Origin of the sequence: Streptomyces sp. MZ04 (genome assembly GCF_004684775.1) — a bacterium.
Classification (GTDB): Bacteria; Actinomycetota; Actinomycetes; order Streptomycetales; family Streptomycetaceae; genus Streptomyces.
Window position 1 is genome coordinate 1 of record NZ_SRIC01000440.1, and the last position, 4,706, is coordinate 4,706.

Below are 4,706 nucleotides of genomic sequence, written 5' to 3' on the forward strand. Positions count from 1 at the left end.
GCGCGGGACCGGGATCCACGTGGCGGAGGCGGCGGCGCTCCAGGGCGGCGACGGGGATGCCGGTGAAGGCGAGCAGGGCGAGGAGGGGCAGGCCGATGAGTACGAGGCTGAGCGCGACGCCGACGAGGGCCGCGGCAAGGCCGCCGATGAGCACGACCACGCCGAGGACGATGCCTCCCCCGAGGTATCCCAGGGCACGCCATGGAGCACTGCTCGCCAGATACCCCCGCCGCCTCAGCGCCGTCCACACGCTCTCCTGGACCATGGGGGCAGGGTATGGCGTCCCGGCAGCTTCGGCTGCGGTCAGCGGTTCGCCTGCGGGGCACCGTTCAGCTGGGGAGTAGTCCCTCGCGGGCGTGGGCGCGGTACTGGGCCAGGAGCGAGGTGACGTCCGGGGGCGTCAGCGGGCGGTAGGAGGCCGAACCCGGGGGGCGCCACCAGACCGGGTCGGGGCAACGGAAGCCCGCCTTCCGCAGAGCGCTCCGCGCCACCTTGTTCGTCGCCGTCACCGGCATCCGCGGAACCACCCGCACAAAGCGCGGCGCCATCTTCGTCCCCAGGTCCGGCTGGGAGAGGAGGAACTCGGCGAAAGTGAGGGGGTCGAACTCCGCCCCGAGGCGGGGAGAAACCGCCGCCATCACCTGGTCCCCTGCCACCGGGTCCGGCACCGCGTACACCGCCACGGCCGCCGCACCCTCATAGCGGGCCAGGATGTTCTCGATCACCGCCGCCGCCAGATTCTCGCTGTCCACGCGGAGCCGGTCGTCCGTGCGCCCCGCGAAATAGAGAAACCCCTCCGCGTCGCGGTAGAAGAGGTCCCCCGTCCAGTACCAACCGCCCCGCAGCCGTGCCGCGTCCGCCTCCGCATTGCGCCAGTACCCCTCGAAGGGACTGCGCCCCTTGTTCACCAACTCCCCTATCGCCGCATCCCCGTTGAGCAGTCGGCCGTCCGAGGCGAAGACCGCGGGCGGGCATTCCAGAAACGTGCCGGGATCCACCACCGCGAGCTCGTCCCCCGGCGCCGGCCGGCCGATCGCCGCGGCCGGCGTCCCCGGCGTCCGCTGGATCGCCGCGCCGCCCTCGGACGACCCGTACCCCTCCACAAGGCGCACCCCGAACCGCTTCTCGAACCGCGCCGCGTCCACCGCCCCGGCCTCCGTGCCGAAGCCCATGCGGAGGGGGTTCTGGGTGTCGTCGGCCCGCTCGGGCGTCGCCAGGAGGTACTGCACCGCCCGGCCCACATAGGTGAAGTACGTCGCCCCGTACGCGCGTACGTCGCCCAGGAACGCCGAGGCGGAGAAGCGCCGCCGCAGCGCCACCCCCGCCCCGGCCGCGAGCGCCGGCGCCCAGTCCGCGATCACCGCGTTGCCGTGGAACATGGGCATGCAGACGTAGTGGGTGTCGGTCGGCCGGACCTGGAAGTGGGTGACCAGGGACTGGCCCGCCGCGGCCAGGCGGCCCTGGCTGCAGATCGCCGCCTTGGGCGCGCCCGTCGAACCCGAGGTGAAGTAGAGCAGCATCCGGGCGGCGGGCGTCGCGGCGGGAGATATCTGCGGGGTCGCGTCGGCGTACGGCGCGAGGAGTTCGCCGTACGCGTCCGAATCCGTCACCAGGACGCGTACGTCCGGGAGTTGGAGGCCGTCCAGGAGCGGGAGGTGGGATCGTTCCGTGATCAGGACCCGGCAGTCCGTGTGGACGATGTCGCGTGCCAGCTCGGCGCCTCTGCGGGTGGGGTTGATGCCCGCCACCGCCGCGCCCGCGAGCGCCGCCGCGCTCAGCCACAGCGGGTACTCGGGGGTGTTGTCGAGCAGCACCCCGATGTGCGGCTCGGCTCCCCGCGGCAGCAGGTCCGCGAGGAGCTCCGCCCTCGCGGCCGCGCCCGCCGCGATCTGGTGGTGGGTCAGTTGGGCGTGTTCGAAGTGCAGGCCGGGGCGGTGGTCGCCCCACCTCGCCTGCACGAGCTCCGCGACCGTACTCGTACTCCCGGAACTCCCGGCGCTCCCAGTGCTCCCAGTGCTCCCAGTGCTCTTCATGGCCGCGCACCATAATTGATGCCTCGTCAGATGAGGAGGGCGCTACGGGATGTCTGACCCGATCATGTCGCTCGCCGTCACCATGGAGAAGACGCAGAAGGCGAGCATGACGCCGAAGAAGCAGAGCAGGCCTAGCGTGCTCGCCGCGCTCTTGACGGGGCTCGGCGCGTGCGCCGTCGCCTTCTCGGGGCGGTCTGCCGTGTAGTGGACGGTGACGAAGTCGCCCTCGACGGTCGTCGCCGGACCGTTCTCCTCCTCGAAGCGGACCGCGCGGCCGCCGGATGGCGTGAACTCGTAGACGTGGTGCACCGTGGTCATGGTGTGGCCGCTGTCGCTGCTGCGGCTCGTCGTCGTATACGTGCGCAGGCAGCGCGCCTCCGCGGTGAGGCCGCTGGACCAGGCCCGCCTGAGCTCCAGGAAGCGCTTGATCACCTTGACCGCCATCGCGATCACCACGGCCCCGATCAGGGCCGGTACGACGTAGAGCATCAACTCCATGGCTGTCCCCCGATAGTTGCGCACGCCGTCCCGGTCATGGACGGCGTGCGCAGAACCTACCCGTGGGGAGAGCCTCAGGTCCTCAAGCCAAGCTCAGAATTTGACGTCCGAGCAGGAGTAGAAGGCGTTCGACGTGTCGTGGACCGTCCACACCGCGACGATCACGTGGTGCCCGCTCCTGCCGCCGGGGATCGTCCCGGCGTGCGAGAGCGTGGCGGGCGGCTGCTGTCCACCGTAGGGGACGTCGAGGAACGGGGTGGTGTCGAGCGCGGCCCGGGTCAGCGGCTTGCTCTCGTCCCAACCCTGCTTGGTGATGTAGTACTTGAAGTCCGTGGTGCGGTGGCGTGCCGTGAACTGCCAGCGGAAGGTGTAGCTCTGCCCGCCGCTGACACTGGTCGTCGGCCAGGCGCCGCCGCCCGGCGCCTTCGGCTGGTTGAGCGAGTCGAAGCCGCCGATGCCGGCCGAGCAGATCTTGCCGTCGGCGGGACCCGCCGCCGGGAAGCCCTTGGGGCCCTCGACGCTCTGGGGTTCGTACTGGATGGAACCGCAGCCGCTCACCGTGCCGTTGGCACAGTTGATCTGGCGGCTGGCCGGCAGGTCCGTGTAGCCGTGACCGCTCGCGCCGCCGGACGAGAGCGCGAGGGCCCCGAACGTGGTGACGCCGAGCAGGGCCGCGTACGTCTTCTTGTTTCGCATGCTGCCGCTCCAGGGGGAAACGTGGGGAGTTTCGTGAGCTGTGCGCGCGCTGCGGGGCGAGTTCTGCGGTCTAGACCAAGTTCAGATTATGGCCGGTAGTTGAACATGTCCATACCAAGTGTGGAGAGGATCCTGTCGCAACGATGGCGCGACCTCTCCACGAGATCGCCGTTCGGATCGTCGTTCGTCGCCACCCACGCGCGGGCCCCGTCAGGCGTCCTGCCGCCCGCCAACTGCCGTTCGATCAGGCGTGTTTGACGTACCTCCGCAGGTGCCCCCACGTACCAGCACTCCCCCATCAGCTCCCGTGCCGCGCGCCAGCCGGGCAGATCGCAGGCGAGATAATTCCCCTCGGTGACGACGAGCCGGGCGACCGGCGGGACGCGGTGCCGGGCGGCCACCGGCTCGTGGAGGGTGCGGTCGTAATCGGGTACGTAGATGTCCGCGCCGGTGTCATCGAGGACCCGGCCGAGCAGCGCGACGTATCCCCGGACGTCGAAGCTCGGCTCCGAACCCTTGCGGGAGGCGAGGGAGAGGCGCTCCAACTGGGCGTTGGACAGGTGGAATCCGTCGAGCGGCAGATATGCGGCGCCCTCGCCGATGGCCGCCACAAGGGCACGGGCGAGCGTCGACTTGCCGGCACCTGGCGGCCCCGCGATCCCGAGGAGGGTGCGGGGCCGGCCTGCGGTCAGCTTCCAGGCGTCCTTGGCGAGGGCGGTCAGTTCGGGCGTGGCGGGGTCAGCGGTCTCCATGCCCCGTATAGAACGCCACCGTCAGGTCCTTGACCAAGGCCTTGCGCTCGTAGTCGTCGAGCTCGACCAGGCCACGGGTGGTCAGCCGGGTCACCGTGTCCTCGACGGAGTCCACCACCGAGGTGAGCACGGTGTCGCGGTGCCGGGCGTCCAGGGCTTCGACCCGGCGGCGGTGCATGGTCTCCGCGACCTCGGGGGCGTACTCGATACGGGTCGGCTGGGCCGAGAAGACCTCGATGCCGACCGGCTCGGCCTCCGCGGCGAGCATCCGGGTCAGCGCGTCGCCGACGGCGTCCGCGTCGCGCAGGGTCGGGGTGTCGTCGTGGAAGGCGTCGGCGGGCAGCCGGGAGAGCACGCGGGCCGTCGCCGACTCGACGCACTCCCGCAGATACTCCTGGTGGTCGGCGACGCCGAGCGTCGCCCGCGCCGCGTCCTTGACCCGCCATACGACGAGCACGACGACCCGCAGCGCGACCCCGCCCCGGTCCACGGCCGGCATCGGTTCACTGCGCCAGTGCCTCAGGCGTACGTCGACGCGGCGGCGCAGCAGGAGCGGGTTGACCCACATCAGACCGGTCCTGCGGACGCTGCCGCGGTACCGCCCGAAGAGGGTGAGCACCCACGCCTTGCCGACCCGGCCCCGCGCCAGGCCCCCGAACCCGAACAGGGCGAGCGCCCCCGACCCGGCGAGCGAGGCCCACTGCGCGGGGCCGATCCCGCTGTATCC

Annotated in this window: 6 protein-coding genes; all 6 read right to left on the reverse strand. The window is 71.3% G+C overall.

The genetic code is table 11. From position 1 onward, the window contains the following. The coding region (locus tag E2651_RS41335) for a sensor domain-containing protein (protein ID WP_245239535.1) at nt 1-265 on the reverse strand (265 nt) is incomplete at its 3' end. A 64-nt stretch (nt 266-329) separates the two neighbouring features. Then, complete coding sequence (locus E2651_RS41340; protein WP_135336416.1) at nt 330-2,033, reverse strand: AMP-binding protein; 1,704 nt, start codon at nt 2,031-2,033, stop codon at nt 330-332. 42 nt (nt 2,034-2,075) lie between these two features. Then, complete coding sequence (locus E2651_RS41345) at nt 2,076-2,531, reverse strand: DUF3592 domain-containing protein (RefSeq protein WP_135336417.1); 456 nt, start codon at nt 2,529-2,531, stop codon at nt 2,076-2,078. A gap of 93 nt (nt 2,532-2,624) precedes the next feature. Beyond that, nucleotides 2,625-3,227, reverse strand: coding sequence for a lytic polysaccharide monooxygenase (locus tag E2651_RS41350; protein WP_135336418.1), 603 nt, complete (start codon nt 3,225-3,227; stop codon nt 2,625-2,627). A gap of 86 nt (nt 3,228-3,313) precedes the next feature. Next, on the reverse strand, nt 3,314-3,979 hold the full coding sequence (locus tag E2651_RS41355; protein ID WP_135336419.1) for a nucleoside/nucleotide kinase family protein: 666 nt from the start codon (nt 3,977-3,979) through the stop codon (nt 3,314-3,316). Then, a partial coding sequence (locus E2651_RS41360; protein WP_245239536.1) for an SPFH domain-containing protein occupies nt 3,966-4,706 on the reverse strand: 741 nt, incomplete at its 5' end. The genes E2651_RS41360 and E2651_RS41355, both read right to left, overlap by 14 nt.